We start from the raw sequence: 23,468 nt of genomic DNA on the forward strand, positions 1-23,468 counted from the left end.
GCAGGATAACCGACTGATCTCGATCGACGTCAACGACCCTAACGAGAGCCAAGAATGACCACTCCAACAGCGCTGATCATCGACGACGAACCGGATATTCGCGAGCTGCTTGAAATCACCCTCATGCGCATGGGCATTGAGGTGCGCACCGCCGCGGACCTGACCTCCGCCAAACGGCAGCTGGAGAGCGAGCCGCCGCAGCTGTGCCTGACCGACATGAACCTGCCGGACGGCAACGGCATCGACCTGGTCCACTGGATCCAGCAGACCTGTCCGCAAACGCCGGTCGCGGTGATCACCGCCTACGGCAGCATGGATACCGCCATTGAATCGCTCAAGGCCGGCGCCTTCGATTTCGTGTCCAAGCCGGTGGAACTGCCGCGCCTGCGGGAACTGGTCAACAGCGCGCTCAAACTCTCCGGCCCGGCTGCGGACGAAACGGCCGAGGACGAACCGGGCCTGCTGCTCGGCCAGTCGGAGTCCATCCGTCGCCTGCGTAACCAGTCGCGCAAACTGGCACGCAGCCAGGCGCCCGTGTTCATCAGCGGTGAATCCGGCAGCGGTAAGGAACTGGTCGCGCGGACGATCCACCTGCAGGGGCCACGCCAGGACGGCCCGTTCATCGCCGTCAACTGCGGCGCCATTCCGTCGGAGCTGATGGAAAGCGAGTTCTTCGGCCATAAAAAAGGCAGCTTCACGGGGGCGACCGACAACAAACCGGGCCTCTTCCAGTCCGCCGACGGCGGCACCCTGTTCCTCGACGAAGTCGCCGACCTGCCGCTGAACATGCAGGTCAAGCTGCTGCGGGCCATCCAGGAAAAAGCCGTGCGGCCGGTGGGCGACTCCCGGGAAGTGCCGGTGGACGTGCGCATTCTCAGCGCCACCCACCGCGACCTGCCGGCACTGGTCCAGGACGGCAGTTTCCGCCAGGACCTGTTCTACCGCATCAACGTTATCGAACTGAAAGTCCCACCTCTGCGCGAGCGCCGGGAAGACATCGAACTGCTGGCCAAACACATTCTCGATCGACTGGCCCGGGACTACGAATGCGACGCCGCAACGCTCACCAGCGCCGCTCTGGACAAACTGCGCCAGTACGCCTTCCCCGGCAACGTGCGGGAACTGGAGAACGTCCTGGAACGGGCCTTCACCCTGTGCGACCGCGACCGCATCGACGCCGCCGACCTGCAGATGGGCGGCGCCCCGGTGCCCACGCCCCAGGTGGAAGTGATCGCCGACGAGGAACGGGACATCACCGTCGAATTACCACAAGACGGCGAGCTGGACCTGGAAAGCTACCTGGAGTCGATTGAACGCAAGGCCATCGAGAAAGCGCTGGAAGCCACCCGCTGGAACAAGACGGCGGCGGCTAAAAAGCTGGGGATCAGCTTTCGGGCGTTGCGGTATAAGTTGAAGAAGTTGGGGATGGAGTGAGACCTAACCTGTCGCCAAATGCGTCAAAAAGGCTTGAACCCGTACTGCTCTTTCCGATAACGTCGATAGGAAGCGAGGCGCAGGAAGCGCCCACTCGCTGAACATTTCTCGAAATCTATGGAAATAAGGACTCAAAGGAATGAAGACTTATTTCGCTCAAGGCTTTAGCCTGGTCGAATTATTACTGACGCTCGTCCTTGCCGCGATACTCCTCTCATTCGCTATCCCCTCCATGAGCGATTTAATCGATGGAGCGCAACGCCGTAGCTCGATTCACGACTTGCTGTCATTCATGTCTTTCGCACGCCACTATGCTATCGACTCCAGCCGGATTGTTACGGTTTGCCCCCTGGACGAAACCAATCATTGTGGAAACGACTGGAATGGCCCGCTTTCGTTGTTTGTGGATCCATACAACGAGCGCGGGCTGAGCGCGGCAACCCACATCCTTCGCACCTTGCCTTCACCGGAAACAGGCACTCTAAAGGCAAGATCTCTACACAGCAGCTACTTCCAGTATCAGCCTAGCGGACTCATCTACAGCGATCTGGGCAACATCACCTGGTGCCCCGAAAACCGGGACAGAACGCAAGCCGCCCAGCTAATCATCAGCCGCGGCGGCCGTATCCGCATTGCCCCAGACAGTGACGGCGACGGGATACCGGAGGGTTCCGACGGCGCTCCCGTCGATTGCTGAGCGATTCGCTGCTCAAGGCTTACCAGCAGTCACCGCCGCCCGCGCTTCCCCGGGCACCTGTATGGTTAAGTGTGAGCGTTCCACAGTCGTCGTTGGCCTGGTCGCCCGTAGGCACGGCCTGCAGCGTATACGTGGTCTGGGTCATATCGCCGGCCACCAGGCTGAGGTTATAGAAGCTGGTACCGCTCTGGGGAGACGCGGTGAACGGCAGAGCTGGCGTATTCCCGCCTTCCAGGTAGCTATAGTCAGCGGAATACTGCCGTTCCATCCACTGGGCCAAATCCATCAGGTCAGCCTGGGCTGCTGTTCTTCGAGTGTCCCGCACGTTGTTCATGTATGAGGGGTAGGCAATGGCCGCAATGATGCCGATGATCGCCACGACGATCATCAGTTCAATCAAGGTAAACCCACGGCTTGGTGATCGGTGATTCATTACTACTTCCTTACTCGTTGATGGGCTGCCATCAAGCTGCCGGCCCTTTATGCAATGCGTCGGTCTTTCTGGAAGAGCCGGTCCGTATGGGATCGGACCGGCCCAAAGGAACCGGATATTACTCGACCAGCTCCTGCCAGCCGCGGCGACCGGCACCGGCTACGCTGCCGCTGAGCGGCGGAATTTTAGTAACATCGACGTTTCCATCCGAAGTCGGAGTGAAACGGAAGGTTCCGAGGATGGTTGACTGGTTGGGCAACCCATTTACCTTGTAGCCCACGACGCTCTCAGGCAAATCCACAAACGCCTTTGCTTCCGGTGTCCGGCCATCCAGGCCAAACGCCATCAGCCAGCCGCTGCCCCCCGATTGGCAAGGATCCAGATCGGGGACCATCGAGTTGATATACATAAACTCTCCGCGCGTCTGGGCGCTGACGATCACCCGCTCGCCGCTGTCAGTCATATCCGCATACCAACCGTACTGGCCGTTTCCATAGGTAATGTCATCGCCACCAGACTGCCGGACGGTGAGCACTTCACCATCAACAGTCTGAGTCCCCTCCGTTAAGGTCCGCGACGCGAGATCATCACGGTCCAGCGATGACTCTCCCCGGTCCCAGACCCCATAGACGCTTTGACCATCCGTATTGGAGACATCCGTCGTTTCCAGGTATTTCCCCGTACCGAAGAAGATCAACAGGTTCGGTACGTTTCCGGCTCGTGGCATGTCGGGATGCGCTACCACTTTGGGCTCCGCAGTGATCGGCTGGTTGAGGCTCGCCGTAAACAGCGGTTGTGGAGTGTCGTCCTGGGCAGACACGGTGTAGTCGGATGCCCAGGTTCCGTCGGTGGACACGGTAGCTACCCAAACGTTCCCATCCAGGTCTCCGGCATAGATACGGTCAGACAGATAATCACCTGTGGTATCAAGAACCGTGAGCGGTGAGAGACCATCCCCACCGTTCTCAAACTCAATGTAACGGTAGTCCCCATTATCCCAGGAACCATCAAGCCCACCTTCAACATCGAGCATAAAGAAGCCCGTGGTTCCGGCAGTGCTGTCATAGCCATTGGCGACAAACGCTGTCCAGCGCACGTCATCAGTTCCCCACTTCGCCATGCTCACGATGGGAGGCTGGGTAACATAGCCAAGACGGTTGTCGTCTTCCGCTGTGAACTCCCACAGCACGAATTTCCCAGCATCCGTCTCAGAGTAGGCTGACGGATCCGTCACATCGAGCGCGTAGATACCTTTGGCGCCGGCCCGGCCGCCGCCGACAAGGACACTACGCCAGCTTTTATCGGCAGTCACACTGCCATCCGCCGCACGCCCCTTGGTATAAATATCCTGCTGACGAGTCGACAAATCCACGTAATACCGATGCTGATAGTCCGGATCAGCCAAGTAGTGCAGCCCCTGGTCGTCGGCACCGTCGGAATAGACAAAATTGGGAATATAGGCCAGCACCTCATTACCGCCATCGGCCGTCGCATTGAACCCGTGCAACATGCCGTCGTTGGAGCCCACATAGGCGATCGGAGTACGATTCTCATTGGCACTGGCGAATGCCGCATAGCGCTCGCCGTCAACGCCAAACGGCGCGTTTTCGGGCCAGCCGGCATCAGGTTTACCGACATATTCCGGAGACGAATTGACGATCGAGCCAAGCCGGCTGCTGCGCTCCCGGATCTTCGACCCATCCTCGTTACTTCGGTCACCTCGAATGAAGCTCAGAATCTGCTGACCGAAAGTCGCCGAGCCACCGTAGCTGAGGTCATCGGTTTGATCGGTGTCCAGGTTGGCCCAACGAAAAGCAACGGCTTTCGAACTGTCATCCGAGTAGGTAATGATCGTTCGATCGTCGGTTGTGAGATCACGGTTGTCCAGGATGGCTTTGGCCGACCACCCGTCGCCGTTTTCTATGGCGGTTTCAGCGTCGGGAACGGTCGGCTCATCTTCACCTCCCAGCTCCAGAGCCTGGAGATCACCCGACCAGCCATTGGGGTCAAACTGTGCGGAAAAAATCAGCGCCCCTTCCTGGAACGAAGACACGTCAAACTCTACCGCCGTTGCCGAGCCTGCATCGGCCGTAATATCGCCAATGGTCCCCGCCAACTGAGTGGCAAAGGTCTCTGGGTCATCAGCACTGAAAAAGCCACCGCGCCCGTTGACACTGGCGTGAAGCAAGTCATTGATCTTGTTTTCACCGCTGCTACCAGCCCACCAGTCAACGTAATCACCCGTTGATATCGCATCAAACGCCGAGTCTGGGTCAACAGAGCCCGTAACCCCCAACCCGACGCCGTAAACGGACATGTGTTGCCAGAAGGCTGGGTCTGAACCGCTGGTTGGTACAAAATTCTCCAAATCCGACCGCAAATCACGCTTCCAGTAGTGCATGGCCACATCGGCCAGCGTAATATCGTTACGACCATCCTTAAACGGATCTACCGGGGAATACTGGTAGTTCTCGCCTTTCGGGTTATTTATGGATTTACCACTCTCGTCATCCGACTTCTCTACGTTATCGGACGGATCGCTCCCGTTATAATACCCATCAGTCATCAAGATCGTGTAGGCACGCCGACATTCCCTCGCGGGATTACCAGACGAGTTGCCGTTCTCGGGCTTGTCACGCCAGGCATGAAGGCTTTCTTCGTAATATTCTCCAGCACCTTCAAGGGCCCGTCGTAACGGAGTGCTCCCATTGCCATACTCGCCATACAACCAATCATAGAAATTGGTCCGGTGATTTGATGAATACTCGCGAACGCCCTGTTCGACGGCTCGAATGTTATCGGCGTCATCGACGTCCTGGCGACCATTGTTAATCGCACCCCAACCGAGTCGAAAATACTCCGGCAACGAATTGAAAGCCTCGCCGATGCCGGCCTTACTCATCATCATCCGCGTTCGATAGTATGAATACCAGTTCGCGAAATTAGCCTTATCAGACGCACTCAGATTATTGACGTCGACATAGTCGTAACAGTCGCTTTCATAAACATCATTTGCTCCGCCACAGCCTGAGTTACTAGAATCAAAAGCGTAATAAAAGCCATTCTTGAAATCGTAGTTCCCGAACTCAAACTCATCATCACTCAAGTCATTATTGTTGCTACTTGAGTAATAACCGTTTTCAGATGCATTGGTATACGAGGAACCAGACATCCTCCCGGACCCATCTTTCTTGAAAGGCGGCAGGTAAGTAATACTTGGGCTGTAGTAGACTTTGTTAACTTTCGCGGAATAGTAGAACGGATAGTAGGCCTTATCACCCGAGTACTCTCCATCCACACAGCGCCGATTGCGCCCACGTCCTGTCCACTCATTACAAGTGTATTCCACGCCTGAATAACGAGAGATGCTATCTGGCATGTACTCTCGCTCCATCGAGCCAGAGTCATCAATAATAAACAGCAAGTTAGGAGCCACCGGAGAGCCCACAAAAAGCGGCTCCTGAGCCAGATCCGGCGCGGCGGAATAACCGGCCGTCGGCAGCACCATGGCCATCCCGACCAGCAATACCCTGAACTTCTCAACCATCCACTTCATGATTTAACCTCCTGCCCCGGCACCCGCCAGTCCTTCGGGCTCGAATACGTAATAGCTCTCCAGCAACCGGCGACTCTGCCCCGACGGTCCCTGAGCCATGACAATTATGCGCGCGTAATCCATCTCGACCTGATCCGAGCTCCCGTACTGCCCCTGGTCCCGAGGCAGTTGCCCCTCTTCGTCCAGTACAACCTTGCCCAGATACTCCACGAAATAGCGAGGCGTCATGCCGTCAACCGAGCTGGCGGTCGCGGAGCCGTCAGCCGTCCAGGTATCCTCGTCGAACGGGCTCGGGGCGTCATTGACGTCGTAGAACCCGGTATCCGAACCGAAACCACCCAGGTCGGTCATCTGATCCAACTGCCCTTCAACTTCGGCCAACGCGGTTTCCGCTACTTCAAGCGCCATTACCCCATCCCGCTGCGCCGTCGCCATGCGCTCCTGCATAACGCTGCCCTGCATCCCGGATATGGCCAACAGGGACAGAACCAGCAGGATTACCAGTGACAACAGTAAGGCCACCCCTTGCTGACGTTTGATGCTCATCTCAGTCAATCCTGTTTCGAAGCGTTGTGGTCAGGGTATATACCCGGTAGAGCCGTTGATCCGGCGCCGTCGTGAGGTTGTTGTCATCGGTACAATCAAGCCATCCCGGAAAGCAGTAGCTCATTGCTTGCGCGATCACATTGTTCTGTCCTGCACGAACGAGAAAGCTGGTCTGGACAGCCATGACGCCCCCCCAGTCGGCAACGGACGCCGGATTGTCCTCCCAGTTCGTGACTCCACCATTTACCGTACCCTCGCCGAATCGCACGGCCATATCGACAACGTTATCCACCAGTTCCACGGCCGAGCCTGACGCATCGCGGAAAAACAGGGCAGGATTGCCGGTAGGCCCCGTCCCGATGTAGTAGATTTCGGTATATGGATTGCGGATCTGCACACCCTCGTCATAGCTCGACCCCAAACAATCCTCTCCTACCGGGCAGGCCGCAGGCGCGTTGGCGGAAAAGTCGTTGCCAGGCTGGCCATCAACATTGTCCTGATTGTTGCCGACCAGCGTGATGGTCGTGCCGTCGTTCTGAACCTCCGAAATCTCAAAAATATCGCCATTCTCACAGTCGTTGATCATGATGATACTGCCAGCTTCGAGATTCCCTTCGTCGTCCACTTCGATGGACGCAGACACCACGTCTGCTTCCGCGGCGACACCCCCGCTGGAACGGAGACCGGATACGGCAAAGAAATCCGTTCCTGCTACCGCATCGTTGGGCCGGAATGCATTCTCCGCGGACAGACCGTCGAATTCATAGTCATACAGACCGGGCTGGTAATCATCGTCCGTGGTATCGAGACTGTTCGTGACCGGGTTAATCGGGTAACAGCCAAAATAGCCCGAATTCCGCAAAGCTCGCGAAACGATGTCGGTCGAAATACGCCCGGCCTCTTGCGCCCGGGCTTCGGCCTCGTTCAGCCGGAACGTCTGGCTGTTGGACGTAAAAATCTGCACCAGCCCAATGGTCAACAAGGCCCCAAGCGCAAGCGCCACCATGAGCTCAATAATCGAGAGGCCCTGCTGGCCAGAGAATCCGAAACGTCGACTTAACCTCATATTCAAACTCACAGTCTGGCTCTCAGGGTGATTGATTGAGCGCTTTCGCCATCGCTGCCACCAAACGGATCCCGCTCGTTCCACTGGACCTGAACATCCACGAAATCCCCGTCCATCTCCACGGTTAGGTCGCCATCAGGGCCAAGCGTCTTCTGCATGTTATTTTCTATAGCGGTCAGGTCGCTCGCGCCCAAGTTGGCACCACCATTGGCACGAACTCGCTCAGCCACATCCTGGGCATAGATCGTCGCAACGGAACGCATATTGGAGTTCGACGTCTGCTGCATCGAGAGCAGCTGGACACCGGCAACACCGAGCAGGCCGATCGCAAGAATCAGCACGGCGACGAGAACCTCGATCATGGTAAAGCCGCGCTGCCCCACTGGAGCGCCCCTGCGACGGGGGACTGTCTTTCGCATCATTCCATTCCTCAGGGACATACAATCTGCGCTGAACGGACCAAACCGCCAGCCGTCACACTGATTTCCGTGCCATCCTCACCGGAATCAGCACAGACCTGATACTGCACCGTATTCCCCTGGCCACTCATTCCGTTGGCCCGGAACGAGAGGGCTGCTCCACTGGTCATGGCAAGGGAAACGCCACCGCCCGGCCCTTCGATCTCACGCAGGGAATTGCCGCCAGCGTCCTGTACCGTGATGCCGTCGTCGTAACTACCGTCTGTAGGTACAACGTTGACGATGGTTCCACGGCGAACCGCCTCGGAACGGGCATAATTCAGAACACCGATGACACTGTTGGAAAGCGAGCTGATACGGTTGTTTTCGACGAGACGCCCGAAACCGGGCAATGCAATCGCCGCCACAATGCCGATCAACATGAGCAGCACCAACAGCTCGATCAAGGTAAAACCACGCTTAGACTTCATAGCCACCGATCCTATTTTCATGGTTCCAGTATAGGAATCGATGGTGCAGCAGAAAGCGCATAGCGACGAACGGTCAGGAATGCCGGATAACCGGTACACGCCCCATGGGTCTCGTGAACCGGTGCGCAATTCGGGTATCAGGGGAGCTAGTCGAGAGCGAAGAAATCGCTTCGCGGTATGGTGGGGCTTGAAGGCGCTTCAGGTTGGGCCAGGAACTCAAGGCTGGCGAGGCGGGCTTATCAGCTCACCTCAACCGCCTTGATCCGCAACTCCTTCGGCATCGAGAACACGATATTCTCTTCCCGCCCGGGCACTTCTTCCGGCGCGTTGCAGCCGAGGTCCTGCAGCTTCTTGATGACGTCGTGCACCAGCACTTCCGGGGCGGAGGCACCGGCGGTGACGCCGACGGACTGGCGGTTTTCCAGCCAGACCGGGTCGATCTGGTCGGCGTTGTCGATCAGGTAAGCGGGAGTGCCCATGCGCTCGGCCAGTTCGCGCAGGCGGTTTGAATTGGAGCTGTTGGGGGAGCCCACCACGAGCATGAGATCACAGTCGCCGGCCAACTGTTTAACCGCGTCCTGACGGTTCTGGGTGGCGTAGCAGATATCGTCCTTGCGCGGGCCCTGGATCTCGGGGAAGCGTTCGCGCAGGGCGTCGATGACGCGGGCGGTGTCGTCCATGGAGAGGGTGGTCTGGGTCACGTAGGCGAGGCGGGACGGGTCTTTGACGTCCAGGTTCGCCACGTCCTCGACGTCTTCCACCAGGTAGATGTCGCCGCCGTTGCTGCGGTCGTACTGCCCCATGGTGCCTTCCACTTCGGGGTGGCCCTCGTGGCCGATCAGGATGCACTCGTGGCCGTCCCGGCTGTAGCGCATGACTTCCAGATGCACCTTGGTGACCAGCGGACAGGTGGCGTCAAACACCTTGAGACCACGACGTTTGGCTTCATTCTGCACCGCCTGGGAGACGCCGTGGGCGCTGAAGATCACCAGATGGTCGTCGGGCACTTCGTGCAGCTCGTCGACGAAAATCGCGCCGCGCTCGCGCAGGTTGTTGACCACGAACTTGTTGTGCACGACTTCGTGGCGCACGTAGATGGGCGCGCCGAATACATCGAGCGCCCGGTTAACGATTTCAATGGCGCGGTCGACGCCGGCGCAGAAGCCACGGGGGTTGGCCAGTCGGATTTGCATTGCCTGTCCTGATTTGCTCGAAGTCAGTTGCGCTGATCAGTGGGTCGTCTGCGCCGGTTCGACGCTGACGATTTCCACCTCGAAGGTCAGTGTACGCCCCGCCAGGGGGTGATTGAAATCCACCTCTACCTGATCGCCTTCCACGTGATGAACCACGCCCGGCAGTTCGCCCTGGCGAGCGTCCGCGAACGAAATCACCGCGCCCGGTTCCAGCACCATGTCCGGACCGAATTCGGAACGCTTGAAGGTCTGGATGTTGGACGGGTTGTGCTGGCCGAACGCTTTCTCCGGTGGCACTTCGAAGGTCTGCCGGTCGCCGGCGGTCAGGCCGATCAGGTACGCCTCGAAGTTCGCCGGCAGGTTGTCGTCCCCGATTTCCAGGGTCGCCGGTCGCTTACCGAAGGTCGAATCGATTTCACTGCCATCGGGCAAACGCAGCGCGAAATGCAGCGTTACCCGGGTGCCCTTTTCAACAGGAAGCGCACTCATGCTTGCTATTCCCCCTGGTCCGACGACGCATCGGACGGCTTGCGAAACATGTCCAGCACCATCATGACGGCGCCGATGGTGATCGCCGTGTCCGCCAGGTTGAAGGCGGGGAAATGGTACTGATTCCAATAGAAGTGTAGGAAATCCACGACGTAGCCGTGCACAACGCGATCGTAGAGGTTGCCGATGGCGCCGCCGAGGATCAGGGTGATGGCAACCGCCAGCCACCGCTCGTCGGACTTCAGGTGCGCCAACCAGCGCACCAGCACCACGCTGACCACCACGGCCAGCACCACGAAGAACCAGCGCTGCCAGCCGTCAGCGCCCGCCAGGAAGCTGAACGCGGCGCCGGTGTTGTGCAACAGTGTCAGGTTGAAGAACGGCAACACCGGTACCGGCTCGCCATACGTCAGCGTTGCCGAAACCAGCGCCTTGGTACCCAGATCCAGGGCGATCACCAGGACCGCCAGCCACAGCCAGTTCAACGGCGAGCGGGTTACGCTCGCCTCTTCTGCCCGCGCCATCATCAGGCAAACGCCCTTTGTTCACCCTGACCATCGATGTTCTCGATGCAGCGACCACACAGCTTGGGATGCGCCGGATGCTGGCCGACGTCTTCGCGATGGTGCCAGCAGCGGTCGCACTTCTCGTTCGAGCTGGCCGACACGCTAACGCGCAGGCCTTCGTAACCGGACACTTCCGCCTCGCCCGCTTCGGCCAGCGTCGCCACACGGGCGCCGGAGGTGATCAGCACGAAGCGCAGTTCTTCACCCAGTGCTTCCAGGTCCGCCTTGAGGTCGCCTTCGCAGTAAAGCGTGACTTCCGCGCTGAGCGAGCCTTTGATGTCGCCGCGATTACGGGCGTCTTCCAGGCATTTATTGACCGCTTCCTTGACGCCCTGGATCACGGCCCAGTAGTCGCGGCCCATAGTCAGGTCATCCGGCAGGGGGACGAGCTTGTCGTACCACTCTTCGAGGAACACGCTCTCGCCATGCTCGCCCGGCAGGTGCTGCCAGATCTCATCGGCGGTGAAGCTGAGGATCGGCGCGATCCAGCGCACCAGCGCCTCGGCCACATGGTACAGGGCGGTCTGGCAGGAACGCCGCGCCAGGCTGTCGGCCTGGGTCGTGTACTGGCGGTCCTTGATGATGTCGAGATAGAAGCCGCCCAGGGTCGCCTCGCAGAAGTTGTAGAGCTTCTGGTAGACCTTGAGGAAGGCGTAGTTCTGGAAATCCTCGTCCAGCGCCTGCTGCATCGCCAGCGCCTGATCCACCATCCAGCGGTCCAGGGCCAGCATGTCCTCGGGCGCCACGGCGTGCTGCGCCGGGTCGAAGCCGGTCAGGTTGCTCAGCAGGAAGCGCGCGGTGTTGCGGATGCGGCGGTAGCCGTCGGCGGTCTGCTTGAGGATGTCGTTGGAGACCGTCATCTCACCGCTGTAGTCGGTCGCCGCCACCCACAGCCGCAGGATATCGGCGCCCAACTGGTTCATCACCTCCTGCGGCGCGATCACATTGCCCAGGGACTTGGACATCTTGCGGCCCTTGCCGTCCACGGTGAAGCCGTGGGTCAGCACCTGGCGATACGGCGCTACGCCGTTGATGGCGATGGAGGTTTTCAGGGAGGACTGGAACCAGCCACGATGCTGATCGGAGCCTTCCAGATACATATCGGCCGGGAACTGGCCCAGGTCCTCACGCTTGGACAGGACCGAAGCGTGGGTCACGCCCGAGTCGAACCAGACGTCCAGGGTGTCGGTCACCTTGTCGTAGTGCTCGGCGTCGGAACCCAGCAGGCTGGCCGCGTCCAGGTCGTACCAGGCGTCGATGCCGCCCTCTTCCACCTGTTTGGCGACCGCTTCGATCAGCTCCGGGGTTTCCGGATGCAGCTCCTGGGTTTCCTTGTGGATGAACAGCGCAATGGGCACACCCCAGGTCCGCTGACGCGAGATGCACCAGTCCGGGGACTGCTCCACCATCGCCTCGATCCGGTTCTGGCCCCAGGCCGGCACCCAGCGCACACCCTTGATGGCTTCCAGGGCGCCTTCCTTCAGCCCCTTGGCTTCCATGCTGATGAACCACTGCGGCGTGGCGCGGTAGATCAGCGGCGTCTTCGTGCGCCAGCAGTGCGGGTAGCTGTGCTGGAATTTCTCTTTACGCACCAGCTTGCCTTCACGCTCCAGGGCGGCGCAGACCGGATCGTCGGCCTTATAGACATGCACACCGGCAAATTCGCCGGCCGCACTGGTGTAGGTGCCGTCGGCCTGGACCAGGTTGAGGGTATCGATGCCGTAGACCTTACCCACCTCAAAATCTTCCATACCGTGGTCCGGCGCCGTATGCACCGCGCCGGTACCGGCGTCGGTGGTCACGTGATCGCCCAGCACCACCGGCACCTGCTTGTCGTAGAACGGGTGCTGCAGCTTCTGGCCCTCCAGCGCCGCGCCGTCACAGGTACCCAGGACCTGGTAATCCTCGATGGACCAGCGGGTCATGATGTCTTCCAGCATATCGCTGGACAGCACCAGGCGCTCGGGGCCGTTGCCGGCATCCACCTGCACCAGCGCGTAGGAGAGTTCGGCGTTGAGCGACACCGCCTGGTTGGCCGGGATGGTCCAGGGCGTGGTGGTCCAGATCACAACGGAGACGGCGCCCTCGCCGCTGGAGACGCCGAACGCCGATAGCACCGCGTCCTGATCAGCGGCAGTGAAACGCACGTCGATCTGGGTGGACGTCTTGTCCTGATACTCGACTTCCGCCTCGGCCAGCGCGGACTGCCCCACGACGCTCCAGTACACCGGCCGGTAACCGCGCACCAAGTGGCCGTTGTCGACGATGCGACCCAGCGCCCGGATGATGTCCGCTTCCACCTGCGGGTCCATGGTCAGGTAGGGCTTGTCCCAGGAACCAAACACACCCAGGCGGATAAAGTCGGCTTTCTGCCCTTCAATCTGCTTGGCCGCGTAATCCCGACAGGCCTGGCGGAAGGTCTTGTAATCCACCTTCACGCCCGCCTTGCCGATTTCCTGCTCCACCTTGTGTTCGATCGGCAGGCCATGACAGTCCCAGCCCGGCACGTAGGGCGCGTCGTAGCCCATGAAGCTGCGGGATTTGACGATCATGTCCTTGAGAATCTTGTTGACCGCGTGACCGATATGAATGCTGCCGTTGGCGTACGGAGGGCCGTCGTGGAGGATCCAGCGATCCCGGCCCTGACGGGCCTGACGCAGTTTCCCGTAGATATCGGCGTCCTGCCAGCGCTGGAGCATGTCCGGCTCGCGCTTGGCCAGGTTGCCACGCATCGGAAACCCGGTTTCCGGCAGATTCAGGGTGTGCTTGTAATCGCTCATAGTGCTCTATCGGTCAATGGTGAATCATGCAGTTGAAATGCGACTCGGGTGGTTTCAGTGTGCGGCCAGCCAGGTGCGGGCGTCACGGAAATCCTGCTCAATTCGGGCCTTGAGCGCATCAACGGAATCGAACTTGATCTCGTCCCGCAGCGGATGGCGGAAAACCACCCGCATATGCTGGCCATACAGTGTGCCAGTAAAGTCCAGAAGGTGCACTTCCAGGGACGGCTGGCGGCCGTCAACGGTGGGCCTCAGGCCGATGTTGGCAACGCCGTCGAACGCGCGCCCGTCTTCCAGCTCGGCGCGCACCACGTAGACACCGCGCAGGGCCGCGAGCCGTTGCAGGTTGATGTTGGCGGTGGGCGCGCCAATCTGGCGTCCCAACTGGCGCCCGTACACCACCCGGCCGCCGATCGCGTAGGGCCGGCCCAACAGTTCCGAGGCCTCGCGCAGGCGATTGGCCTGCAGCGCCTGGCGTACCCGGGTGCTGCTGACCCGCTCACCCCGGACTTCCACGGTACGCGTACTTTCCACGCTGTACCCTTCCTGCTGCCCGACGCGTTCCAGCAGTTCGAAATCGCCGGCACGGTCGCAGCCGAACCGGAAATCGTCGCCGATCACCAGATGACGCACGCCCAGGCCATCGATCAGGATGTCCTCGATGAACCCCATCCCGGAATACTGACGAAACTGTTCATCGAAACGGACACACAGCACCACGTCGACGCCTTCCTCGCGCAGGGCTTCCATTTTCTGGCGAAAGCCGGTCAGGCGCGGCGGCGCTTCGTTACCCTGGAAGAACTCGCGGGGCTGGGGTTCGAACACCATCACCAGGCTGGGCACACCCAGATCGCGGGCGCGGGTCTTTACCTGCTCGATGATGGTCCGGTGGCCGACGTGCACCCCGTCGAAATTGCCGATGGTGGCCACACAACCGTTCCTCAACGGTGAATCGGCCCGGGCCTTGAGTCTTCTCAGGTTGGAGAGGCCTCTGATGAGACGCATGAACTACGCACCTTTGGCGGGTCTTGGTGATAAAACACGCGATTATAAACGATCTGGCGCAGCGGGATAAGATGCGCCATACCGAGGCATGGACCTATTTCAGCCGGAAGTGACGCAAGCGCACACCGGCCAGCACCAGCACCAGGAAGTAAACCGCCGCGCCGGCCACCACCAACAACCCCATCTGCTGCGCCCGCTGCAGCCCACTCATGGCCAACCACTGATCGACCGGGCTGTTCAGCCAGAAGACCACCAGCGCCAGGGCGCCATTGGCCACCAGCAACTGCAGTAGGAAGCGCCACCAACGGGCCTGCACCTGCCAGGCCTTCTCCCGGCGCAGCCCGCGCCACAGCAGGGTTGCGTTGAGCCAGGCCGACAGCGACGTCGCCAGCGCCAGCCCCGCGTGGGCCAGCGGCAGCACCAGCGCCAGATTGAAAACCATATTCGCCACCATCGCGATGACCCCGATCTTCACCGGCGTGCGCGTGTCCTGACGGGCGAAGAATCCCGGAGCCAGCACCTTGATCAGCATGAACGCCAGCAGGCCCGCAGAATAGGCTCGCAGGCTCTGGGCCGACATCACCACATCGCGCCCGGTCACCTCACCGTAGTGGAACAGCGTGGCTATCAGCGGCTCCGCCAGCATCGCCAGCGCCAGCGCCGCGGGCGCACCAATCAGCAGGACGGCACGAATCGCCCAGTCGACCGTGCGGGCGAACTGATCCGGCGCCTCCGCCGCGTGCTTGCGCGACAGGTTGGGCAGGATGACGGTGCCGATCGCCACGCCGAACACCCCCAGCGGCAACTCGGACAGGCGGTCGGAGTAATACAGCCAGGACACGCTGCCGGTTTGCAGGAACGAGGCCAGCACCGTGTCCAGCAGCAGATTGATCTGGCTGACCGAGACGCCAAACAGAGCCGGCGCCATCAGCCTGAGCACGCGCCGCACGCCTTCGTGGCGATAATCCACCCGCGGTCTGGGCAACAGCCCGAGACGCATCAGGAACGGCAGCTGGAAGAACAGCTGCAGCGCCCCGGCGATGAAGACACCCCAGGCCAGTGCCATCACCTTCGTTTCCATCAGCGGCGACAGGAAAATCGCCGCGCCGATCATCGCCAGATTGAGCAGGACCGGCGTGAAAGCCGGCACGGCAAAGCGGTCGTAGCTGTTGAGGATCGCCCCGGCAAAGGCGGTCAGCGAAATCAGTAACAGATAGGGAAAGGTAATGCGCAGCATGTCGCTGGCCAGGGCGAATTTTTCAGGCTCGTCAATAAACCCGGGCGCAAACACCATGGTCAGCACCGGCGAACCGAGCATCGCCACCAGCGTCACCCCCAGCAGCACCAGACCCAGGCTGCCCGCCACGGCATTGACCAGTTGGCGCACAGCGCCGATCGCTTCTTTCTCCCGGTAGGACGAAAGCACCGGCACGAACGCCTGGGAAAACGCACCCTCGGCAAACAGGCGACGCAGGAAATTGGGAATCTTGAAGGCGACGAAGAACGCATCCGCCCCGGCGCCGGCGCCAAAGTAGCGGGCAATCACCATGTCCCGCACCAGCCCCAACACCCGGGACAACATGGTCATGACACCAACGACGCCGGAAGAGCGCAGCAGACCGGGCGCTTTGGGAGCAGACTCCTTGGAAACCTTCTGGGCTGGCTCGGACGCCATCAATGCACTTCCTTTTCGCACGGAATCATGGGACGCTGACGGCCTCTGGATGGCCCCTTTCAGGGCCTCCGACCGCCGGCGCACGGCAGTCTACCACAGCCCCGCGCGACGGGGATTTGAGGGGGATTTCACTTGACATCACGCCCCTTAAACGGCATAGTTCCGCGTCATTTATTTTGAGGCGCTGATTGTTGGCGCGCCCGTTATTGTTCAGAAACGAATTTCAGGAGTTATACGGTGGCAAACTCTCCCCAAGCCCGTAAGCGCGCTCGTCAGAACGAGAACAACCGCAAGCACAACGCTAGCCTGCGTTCCATGTCGCGCACCTACGTGAAGAAAGTACAAAGCAAGATCGAAGCTGGCAACTACGAAGAAGCCCAGGCGGCCTTCACGTCTGCCCAGCCGATTCTCGACAGCATGGTCAACAAGGGCATCTACACCAAGAACAAGGTGGCCCGCCTGAAGAGCCGCATGTCGACCAAGATCAAGGCCCTGAAAAGCGCCTGATCCTGCAGTCTGAAAAAAACCGGCCAATGGCCGGTTTTTTTATGCCTGAAATTCAGTGGCGCGACGTTACGCCACGCGATGTCAGATCACACAATGACCAGATTATCCCGGTGGATAACCTCCTCGTCGGACACGTAGCCCAGCACTTCGGTGATCCGGTCACTGGAACGCCCGGCAATCGCCCGAGCCTCATCCGCGTCGTAATTCACCAGGCCACGAGCCACTTCGCGCCCCGCCTCGTCAACGCAGGACACCATTTCGCCCCGCCGGAACTGGCCGGAAATGGAACGCACCCCTACCGGCAACAGGCTGCGCCCACCCTTGCACAGCACCCGCACCGCACCGGCGTCCAGGACCAGTTGCCCGCGGGTTTTCAGATGACTCGCCAGCCATTGTTTGCGCGCCGCCAGACGCTCCTGCTCGGGCAACAACAGCGTGCCCAACGCCTCCCCGTCACGCAAACGCTGCACCACGGATTCGAGACGGCCTCCCACGATCACGGTAAAGGCACCGGAGCGCGCCGCCAAACGCGCCGCGCGGACCTTGGTCTGCATACCGCCACGCCCCAGCATGCCGGCCCCGCCGGCCGCCATGGCATCCAGCTCGCCGTCGCTGGCCAGGCGCTCATCCACCAACTGCGCATCGGGATGCTTGCGGGGATCCCGGTCGAACAGACCATCCTGGTCGGTGAGGATGACCAGGCCATCGGCTTCGACCAGGTTCGCCACCAGCGCACCAAGCGTATCGTTGTCGCCGAAACGGATCTCGTCGGTGACCACCGTGTCGTTCTCGTTAACGATGGGAATCACCCCCAGATCCAGCAGGGTTCGCAGCGTGCTACGTGCATTCAGGTAACGCTTGCGGTCGGACAGGTCGTCGTGAGTCAGGAGGACCTGGGCGGAGTGCAAGTCGTGGCGCTTGAACTGCGCCTCCCAGGTCTGGACCAACCCCATCTGCCCAACGGCGGCGGCTGCCTGGAGCTCATGCAGGTGCTGCGGACGGGCCGACCACCCCAGCCGGCTCATCCCCTCGGCCACGGAACCGGAGGAAACCAGCACCACCTCAACACCGCTACGGATCAAAGCGGCCATCTGGTCGACCCAGCCGGCCAGCGCCGGTACGTCCAAACCCCGACCATCGTTGGTCAGCAGGGCGCTGCCAATTTTCACCACCAGGCGCCGGGCGCCCCCAATCCGTCGACGTTCTGACATAGCCTACCTGCCTACTCCCCAAACCTGGCGGTCATTACCAGCCGCCCGACTGACGGACGGCCACCTGCTCGGCGCCGTTTACTCCGGCGCGTACACCACCTCGACGCCGTCATCATCATCATCGTCGTCGTCATCGAAGTCGTCGTTCTCGCGATCGGCACGACGGGCGGCCTTGATCGCCTCGATCTGCTCACGCGCCTCGTCGTCCATCTGCCGGCGCAATTCCGCTTCACGCTCGGCCAACTCCGGGTTGTCCGCCTCTTCCTCGGCACGCTGCTCGATCCAGCGCATCACCGCCTGACACAACGGCTTGGTACCTTCACCACTCAACGCCGAAACACGGAACACCGGGCCTTCCCAGCCCAACTCGTCGACGATCGACTGGCACACGGACTCGCGCTCGTCTTCCGGCAGCACGTCCACCTTGTTGAACACCAGCCAGCGCTCGCGACCGGCCAGGGTTTCGCTGAACTTTTCCAGCTCGCCGGCAATGGCTCGCACACTCTCAACCGGTGACGTACCGTCATAAGGCGCCACGTCCACCATGTGCAGGAGCAACCGTGTGCGCACCAGATGCTTGAGGAAGCGGATGCCCAGGCCCGCACCTTCGGCCGCCCCCTCGATCAGACCGGGGATATCGGCCACCACGAAACTCTGGTGGGCCTGCACACTAACCACACCCAGATTGGGCACCAGCGTGGTAAAGGGATAGTTCGCCACCTTGGGACGCGCTGCCGACACTGCACGGATGAATGTGGACTTGCCGGCATTGGGCAGCCCCAGCAGCCCCACGTCCGCCAACACCTTCAGTTCCAGGCGCAGGTTACGCACCTCGCCCGGGGTACCGTTGGTGGTCTGACGCGGCGCCCGGTTGACCGAGGATTTGAAGCGGGTATTGCCCAGCCCGTGGAAACCACCCTGGGCCACTTTCAGCCGCTCACCGGCGCGGGTCAGATCGCCCAGCACTTCGTGGGTATCCATGTCGACCACGGTCGTTCCCACCGGCACTGACAGCACCAACTCTTCGCCCTTGCGACCGGAACAGTTCCGCCCGGCACCGCCCTCGCCGGACTGCGCCTTGTAGGAGCGCTGAAAACGGTAGTCCACCAGGGTATTGAGGGCCGAATCGGCCTCCAGGTACACCGATCCGCCATCGCCGCCATCACCGCCATCGGGGCCGCCTTTGGGCACGTATTTTTCGCGGCGAAAACTCAGGCAGCCGTGACCGCCGTTGCCCGCCTGGACCCGAATGGTCGCCTCATCTACAAATTTCATGATTCCCGCCCGTCTGGAGTGAATGCACAGCCATTATAAAGAAAACCGGATAACCCATACGAAAAAGCCCCGCAGGCTTGAAGCAAGCTTGCGGGGCTTTTTGTAACCGCTTTCGCCTGGTAAGCGTCGAGCCCCTTACTGGGCTGGAACGATGCTCACGAACTTGCGGTTTTCCGGACCTTTGGTCTCGAACTTAACAACACCGTCCGCCTTGGCGAACAGCGTGTGGTCGCGACCCAGGCCGACGTTGACACCAGCGTGGAAACGGGTGCCACGCTGACGCACGATGATGCTGCCGGCACTGACGGACTGACCACCGAAGCTCTTGACCCCAAGTCGTTTCGACTCGGAATCGCGACCGTTACGGGTACTACCTGCTGCCTTTTTATGAGCCATGACTAGCCTCCTTTAATGGGGTTTCAGAGCCTCAGCCCTTGATACCCGTGATCTTGACCTCAGTGAACCACTGGCGGTGGCCCTGACGCTTCATGCTGTGCTTGCGACGACGGAACTTGATGATGTTCACCTTGTCGCCGCGGCCGTGACGAACCACTTCCGCGCTGACGGTTGCACCGTCAACCACCGGCTCACCCACTTTGACACTGTCGCCATCGGCAACCAGAAGGACGCGGTCGAATTCGACGTTGCTTCCGGTTTCAACTTCGATCTTTTCCAGCTTCAGGACATCGCCTTCAGCGACGCGGTGCTGCTTACCACCGCTGACAATAACTGCGTACATGGTCTTCTCCGCTTGTCGGCCGCCCCGATAACTGACGGGGCCGCGATTGACCCATCCCTGCTCTTGAATCCACCTGGTTCTAAGGGAAGCGCTTCGGCAACCCTATAGCAGGGAGCGCAGGTTGGGATGAGTTAGGGCGCGCAATTGTACGAAAACCAGCCGCCGGTGACAAGCACTCTTCGCACGTAATCGCCCCATTGGGCCAACAACGCCATCCAGCCCGAAGCCGATGGGCCGCTCAAGTTGACAGTCCCCGGAGCAAAACCTAGCATTGCCGCGTTCTCCCTCCTTTCAGACCGGATCATCTGCATGACAGCGCAGCGTATCTACGACACCGTCGCGGACGACTTTTCCCGCGTCAACGACCTCATCAGGCACCGCCTTTCCTCGGATGTTCCCCTTGTCGAAAAGATTGCCCAGTACATCGTGGAGAGTGGCGGCAAGCGGTTGCGCCCGCTGCTGGTCCTGCTTTCCGCCAGGGCCCTGGGCTACGGCCAGGACAACCACCTGAAGCTGGCCGCGGTTATCGAATTCCTGCACACGGCGACGTTGCTGCACGACGACGTGGTGGACACGTCCGACCTGCGTCGCGGCAAGGCGACGGCCAACGCCCGCTGGGGCAACGCACCCAGCGTGCTGGTGGGCGACTACCTCTACGCCCGCGCCTTCCAGATGATGGTCGAGCTCGACAGCATGCGCATCATGGACATCCTGTCCAACGCCACGGCGGTGATTGCCGAGGGCGAAGTCCTGCAGTTGATGAACACCCGCAATCCGGACGTCTCGGAAAGTCACTACATGACGGTCATCCACAACAAGACCGCCATGCTGTTCGAGGCCGCCTCCCATACCGGCGCCCTGCTGGCCGGCGCCACGGAGGAACAGGAAGAGAACCTGAAAGCCTACGGCAAGCACCTGGGCATGGCGTTCCAACTGGTGGACGACGTGCTCGACTACCGGGGCGACGCCGCCGAAATGGGCAAGAACGTCGGTGACGACCTGGCCGAGGGAAAACCCACCCTGCCGCTGATCCATGCCATGGCCAATGCGCCGGAAGCCGACGCGCAGCTGATCCGCCAGGCGATTCGCAAGGGTGGCCTGGACGATCTGTCGCGCATTATCGAGATCGTCGAGACCTCCGGCGCGCTGGACTACACCGTTCGGAAAGCCCACGACGAAGCGGCACAGGCCCGCGCCTGCGCCGAGTCGCTGCCCGCGTCGGACCACCGCGACGCGCTGATCCTGCTGACGGAAGTGGCGGTCGCACGCACCGCCTGAAAATCCGGCCGGCGTCAGAACGCCGGCATCTCTCCCAATGCCTCACGACCGTGGGGCAACTCGAAGTTCAACCGCGGGCCGACGGGCACGATCTGGGTCGGGTTCACGGTCCGCTGACTGACGTAGTAATGCTGCTTGATCTGCTCGATGTCCACCGTCCCGGCGATCCCCGGCACCTGGTACAGGTCCCGCAGGTAGCCGGCCAGGTGGGGGAAGCTCGCCAGGGTCTGGCGGTTACACTTGAAGTGAGCGAAGTAAACCGCGTCGAAACGAACCAGCGTGGTGAACAGGCGCCAGTCGGCTTCCGTCAACCGATTACCCGCCAGGAAACGCGATGACGCCAGCCGCTCGTCCAGCCAGTCCAGTGAATCGAACAGCTCCCCGAAGGCTTTCTCGTAGGCGGCCTGGGACGTGGCGAAGCCCGCCTTGTAAACGCCATTGTTCACGGTGTGGTAGACCCGCTCATTGACGGCTTCGATCTCGCCCTGCAAGCCGGCAGGATAAAAATCCAGGTCCGATCGTACGCCATCGAGACCATCGAAAGCGCGATTGAACATGCGGATGATCTCGGCCGATTCGTTACTGACGATCGTCTGGCGATGCTTGTCCCAGAGCACAGGCACGGTCACGCGGCCGGTGTAGTCCGGCGCTACTTGCGTGTATACCTCGTGCATAAACCGCTTTCCGTTGATGTCATCCCGATGGTCGCTGGAGTCGGGCCGGAACTCCCAGCCATTGTCCAGCATGTGAGGATGCACCACGCTGACTGAGATATGGCGCCCCAATCCTTTCAGGGCGCGGAATACCAGTGTGCGATGCGCCCAGGGACACGCCATGGAGACATACAGGTGGTAGCGACCCGACTCCGCCGGAAAGCCGCCCTCACCCGTGGGCCCCGGCTCGCCATCGGCCGTCACCCAGTTGCGAAATCGCGCACTTTCCCGCTCGAACTTGCCGCCGGTTTTCGACGTGTCGTACCACTGGTCGTGCCATTGGCCGTCAATCAGCAATCCCATGGGGCCTCCCGTTTCAATGGATTCGTACTTGGGCTCCGGGAATCGAGTCCGCCCGGCTGGCCCTTTTCCGCAGACTACGATTACACTGACAGGGACTCAAACGATGAATTCTGGCCAACTCCTTCAAACTGACTGAACATGCATAACGCCATCACCATTGATGCCCTCAAAGTCCTGGACGCCATCGAGCGGAAGGGCAGTTTTGCCGGCGCGGCCAGCGAGTTGTTTCGCGTGCCCTCGGCCATCAGCTACACCGTGCAGAAACTGGAAGACGATCTGGGCATCGATATTTTTGACCGGACCGGTCATCGCGCCAGGCTCACCCCCGCCGGGCGCTACCTGCTGGATGAGGGGCGCGCCCTGCTGGACGCCACCGATGCCCTGGCCCACGCCACCAAGCAGGTGGCACAGGGCTGGGAAACGCGGATCAAGATCGCCGTCAACAGCCTGCTGCCCATGGAAGCACTGTACCCCGCCATTCGCGAGTTCCAGGCGCTGGGCGTGCCGGTGGAGATCCAACTGGTCGAGGAGGTGTTCACCGGAGCCTGGGATGCGCTGCAGTGTCGCCGAGTGGACCTGGTCTTCGGCGCCGACGCCATGAGCCGTCCTGCCGGCCAGTTCATGACCCGAATCCTCGGGCAGATTCCGTTTCGTTATGCCGTGGCGCCGGACCATCCGCTCACCCGCCACCAGGGCCCGATCAACGAGGAGGTGGTATCGGCCTACCCGGCGGTGGTCGCCGCCGACTCGGCACGCCACCTGCAACCGGGCACGACCGGCATTTTTTCGCGCCAGCGCACCATTACCGTCAGCAACATCGCGCAAAAGATCAGTGCGCAGAAGGCCGGACTGGGAGTAGGCTGGCTACCCGAGCCACTGATCAGAGAATCGCTCGCCAGCGGTGAACTGGTGGAGCTGAATGTGGAGGCCGTGCGCCAGCCAGCCGTCATTCACCTGGCCCGGCATCAGGACAACCAGAACGGCGAACTCAGGTGCCAGGGCAACGCCCTGAAATGGTTCTGGGACAAACTCTCGGAACCGCACCAGTTCAGCCGCTGGATCGATCCACACACCCAATAGCCGAAACGGTTGAGCCCGGAAAGGCCCCAGAAG

22 protein-coding genes are annotated in these 23,468 nt (G+C 60.8%); 5 read left to right on the top strand and 17 right to left on the bottom strand.

Going from position 1 to position 23,468, the window contains the following annotated elements; genetic code table 11:
• The first annotated feature begins 54 nt into the window (after nucleotides 1-54).
• Together DKK67_RS19350 and DKK67_RS19355 are read left to right on the top strand one after the other, a co-directional pair.
• Nucleotides 55-1,434, top strand: a complete 1,380-nt coding sequence (locus DKK67_RS19350) for a sigma-54-dependent transcriptional regulator (RefSeq protein ID WP_111498176.1) — start codon at nucleotides 55-57, stop codon at nucleotides 1,432-1,434.
• A gap of 139 nt (nucleotides 1,435-1,573) precedes the next feature.
• A complete protein-coding gene (locus DKK67_RS19355; RefSeq protein ID WP_111498330.1) occupies nucleotides 1,574-2,131 on the top strand; it encodes a GspH/FimT family protein in 558 nt (185 codons plus the stop codon).
• 19 nt (nucleotides 2,132-2,150) lie between these two features.
• Here the strand turns inward: DKK67_RS19355 and DKK67_RS19360 are convergent, their stop codons facing one another.
• The 12 genes from DKK67_RS19360 to murJ form a co-directional block, all read right to left on the bottom strand.
• Nucleotides 2,151-2,564 carry a type IV pilin protein gene (locus DKK67_RS19360; RefSeq protein WP_111498177.1) on the bottom strand — a complete coding sequence of 138 codons (414 nt, stop codon included), beginning with the start codon at nucleotides 2,562-2,564 and terminating at the stop codon, nucleotides 2,151-2,153.
• A 118-nt stretch (nucleotides 2,565-2,682) separates the two neighbouring features.
• Complete coding sequence (locus tag DKK67_RS19365) at nucleotides 2,683-6,120, bottom strand: pilus assembly protein (RefSeq protein WP_111498178.1); 3,438 nt, start codon at nucleotides 6,118-6,120, stop codon at nucleotides 2,683-2,685.
• Nucleotides 6,121-6,123: 3 nt separating this feature from the next.
• Nucleotides 6,124-6,666, bottom strand: coding sequence for a pilus assembly PilX family protein (locus DKK67_RS19370; RefSeq protein WP_111498179.1), 543 nt, complete (start codon nucleotides 6,664-6,666; stop codon nucleotides 6,124-6,126).
• Between the two features lies 1 nt (nucleotide 6,667).
• Nucleotides 6,668-7,744: a PilW family protein gene (locus tag DKK67_RS21975; RefSeq protein ID WP_111498180.1), complete on the bottom strand. Its 1,077-nt coding sequence runs from the start codon at nucleotides 7,742-7,744 to the stop codon at nucleotides 6,668-6,670.
• Nucleotides 7,741-8,172, bottom strand: coding sequence for a type IV pilus modification protein PilV (pilV, locus tag DKK67_RS19380; protein WP_111498181.1), 432 nt, complete (start codon nucleotides 8,170-8,172; stop codon nucleotides 7,741-7,743). The genes DKK67_RS21975 and pilV overlap by 4 nt, the downstream gene beginning before the upstream one ends.
• Nucleotides 8,163-8,621, bottom strand: a complete 459-nt coding sequence (locus tag DKK67_RS19385) for a GspH/FimT family pseudopilin (RefSeq protein WP_162628886.1) — start codon at nucleotides 8,619-8,621, stop codon at nucleotides 8,163-8,165. Before DKK67_RS19385 ends, pilV begins: the two co-directional genes overlap by 10 nt.
• 239 nt (nucleotides 8,622-8,860) lie before the next feature.
• A complete protein-coding gene (gene ispH / locus DKK67_RS19390; RefSeq protein WP_111498183.1) occupies nucleotides 8,861-9,814 on the bottom strand; it encodes a 4-hydroxy-3-methylbut-2-enyl diphosphate reductase in 954 nt (317 codons plus the stop codon).
• A 36-nt stretch (nucleotides 9,815-9,850) separates the two neighbouring features.
• Complete coding sequence (gene fkpB, locus DKK67_RS19395) at nucleotides 9,851-10,303, bottom strand: FKBP-type peptidyl-prolyl cis-trans isomerase (protein ID WP_111498184.1); 453 nt, start codon at nucleotides 10,301-10,303, stop codon at nucleotides 9,851-9,853.
• 5 nt (nucleotides 10,304-10,308) lie between these two features.
• On the bottom strand, nucleotides 10,309-10,827 hold the full coding sequence (lspA, locus tag DKK67_RS19400) for a signal peptidase II (protein ID WP_111498331.1): 519 nt from the start codon (nucleotides 10,825-10,827) through the stop codon (nucleotides 10,309-10,311).
• 2 nt (nucleotides 10,828-10,829) lie between these two features.
• Nucleotides 10,830-13,649 carry an isoleucine--tRNA ligase gene (gene ileS, locus DKK67_RS19405; protein ID WP_111498185.1) on the bottom strand — a complete coding sequence of 940 codons (2,820 nt, stop codon included), beginning with the start codon at nucleotides 13,647-13,649 and terminating at the stop codon, nucleotides 10,830-10,832.
• Between the two features lie 54 nt (nucleotides 13,650-13,703).
• Complete coding sequence (gene ribF / locus DKK67_RS19410) at nucleotides 13,704-14,654, bottom strand: bifunctional riboflavin kinase/FAD synthetase (protein WP_111498186.1); 951 nt, start codon at nucleotides 14,652-14,654, stop codon at nucleotides 13,704-13,706.
• 94 nt (nucleotides 14,655-14,748) lie between these two features.
• Entirely contained in the window at nucleotides 14,749-16,329 is a 1,581-nt protein-coding gene (gene murJ, locus DKK67_RS19415) for a murein biosynthesis integral membrane protein MurJ (protein ID WP_111498187.1), read from the bottom strand.
• Nucleotides 16,330-16,566: 237 nt separating this feature from the next.
• On the opposite strand from murJ, the gene rpsT reads away from it, so the two are divergent.
• Nucleotides 16,567-16,836 carry a 30S ribosomal protein S20 gene (rpsT, locus tag DKK67_RS19420; protein WP_111498188.1) on the top strand — a complete coding sequence of 90 codons (270 nt, stop codon included), beginning with the start codon at nucleotides 16,567-16,569 and terminating at the stop codon, nucleotides 16,834-16,836.
• A gap of 86 nt (nucleotides 16,837-16,922) precedes the next feature.
• Here the strand turns inward: rpsT and proB are convergent, their stop codons facing one another.
• The 4 genes from proB to rplU form a co-directional block, all read right to left on the bottom strand.
• Complete coding sequence (gene proB / locus DKK67_RS19425; RefSeq protein WP_111498189.1) at nucleotides 16,923-18,047, bottom strand: glutamate 5-kinase; 1,125 nt, start codon at nucleotides 18,045-18,047, stop codon at nucleotides 16,923-16,925.
• 78 nt (nucleotides 18,048-18,125) lie between these two features.
• Entirely contained in the window at nucleotides 18,126-19,322 is a 1,197-nt protein-coding gene (gene cgtA / locus DKK67_RS19430; RefSeq protein ID WP_111498190.1) for an Obg family GTPase CgtA, read from the bottom strand.
• Between the two features lie 135 nt (nucleotides 19,323-19,457).
• Nucleotides 19,458-19,718, bottom strand: coding sequence for a 50S ribosomal protein L27 (gene rpmA, locus DKK67_RS19435; RefSeq protein ID WP_111498191.1), 261 nt, complete (start codon nucleotides 19,716-19,718; stop codon nucleotides 19,458-19,460).
• Between the two features lie 31 nt (nucleotides 19,719-19,749).
• Entirely contained in the window at nucleotides 19,750-20,061 is a 312-nt protein-coding gene (rplU, locus tag DKK67_RS19440; RefSeq protein WP_111498192.1) for a 50S ribosomal protein L21, read from the bottom strand.
• A 309-nt stretch (nucleotides 20,062-20,370) separates the two neighbouring features.
• On the opposite strand from rplU, the gene ispB reads away from it, so the two are divergent.
• Nucleotides 20,371-21,339 carry an octaprenyl diphosphate synthase gene (gene ispB / locus DKK67_RS19445; protein WP_111498193.1) on the top strand — a complete coding sequence of 323 codons (969 nt, stop codon included), beginning with the start codon at nucleotides 20,371-20,373 and terminating at the stop codon, nucleotides 21,337-21,339.
• Nucleotides 21,340-21,353: 14 nt separating this feature from the next.
• On the opposite strand, the gene DKK67_RS19450 is transcribed toward ispB, so the two are convergent.
• Nucleotides 21,354-22,355: a glutathione S-transferase family protein gene (locus DKK67_RS19450; protein ID WP_111498194.1), complete on the bottom strand. Its 1,002-nt coding sequence runs from the start codon at nucleotides 22,353-22,355 to the stop codon at nucleotides 21,354-21,356.
• A 138-nt stretch (nucleotides 22,356-22,493) separates the two neighbouring features.
• Here DKK67_RS19450 and DKK67_RS19455 point away from each other — a divergent pair, with 138 nt between their 5' ends.
• Nucleotides 22,494-23,435, top strand: a complete 942-nt coding sequence (locus DKK67_RS19455; RefSeq protein WP_111498195.1) for a LysR family transcriptional regulator — start codon at nucleotides 22,494-22,496, stop codon at nucleotides 23,433-23,435.
• Nucleotides 23,436-23,468 lie beyond the last annotated feature (33 nt).

It is taken from the genome of Marinobacter bohaiensis (assembly GCF_003258515.1).
GTDB lineage: Bacteria > Pseudomonadota > Gammaproteobacteria > Pseudomonadales > Oleiphilaceae > Marinobacter_A > Marinobacter_A bohaiensis.